Source organism: Pseudomonas sp. RA_35y_Pfl2_P32 (assembly GCF_963970735.1).
GTDB lineage: Bacteria > Pseudomonadota > Gammaproteobacteria > Pseudomonadales > Pseudomonadaceae > Aquipseudomonas.
On sequence record NZ_CAXAQF010000203.1, the window covers coordinates 1 to 523 of the forward strand.

General features: G+C 62.7%; 1 protein-coding gene. It reads right to left on the bottom strand.

Annotation, left to right across the window (positions count from 1 at the left end; translation table 11 throughout):
- The coding region (locus tag AACY45_RS27870; RefSeq protein ID WP_339548696.1) for a TCP-1/cpn60 chaperonin family protein at nucleotides 1–383 on the bottom strand (383 nt) is incomplete at its 3' end.
- Between the last annotated feature and the right edge of the window lie 140 nt (nucleotides 384–523).

Consider the following 523-nt stretch of genomic DNA (forward strand, 5'->3'; position numbering starts at 1 on the left):
ACGACTTCGAGGACGGCGAGGTCGATACCGCGCTTCAGGTCCATCGGGTTCATGCCGGCCGCAACCGACTTCATGCCTTCACGCACGATCGCCTGCGCCAGAACGGTCGCGGTGGTCGTGCCATCGCCGGCGATGTCGTTGGTCTTCGAGGCCACTTCGCGCAGCATCTGCGCACCCATGTTCTCGAACTTGTCCTCGAGTTCGATCTCCTTGGCGACGGTGACGCCGTCCTTGGTGATGCGGGGAGCGCCGAACGACTTGTCGAGCACGACGTTGCGGCCCTTCGGCCCCAGCGTAACCTTCACCGCGTCGGCGAGGATGTCCACGCCGCGCAGAATGCGCTCGCGTGCGTCACGCGAAAATTTTACGTCCTTGGCTGCCATGATGGCTAATCCTTTGCTTGATTGCGTTCCTGCGGGAGCAGGAACCCAGAATTATGGAGGGCAGAGCGTTGGGCTCGGGGCCCCTGCCTGCGCAGGAGCTCAAGAGCTTCAGCCGACGATCCCGAGGATGTCGCTTTCCT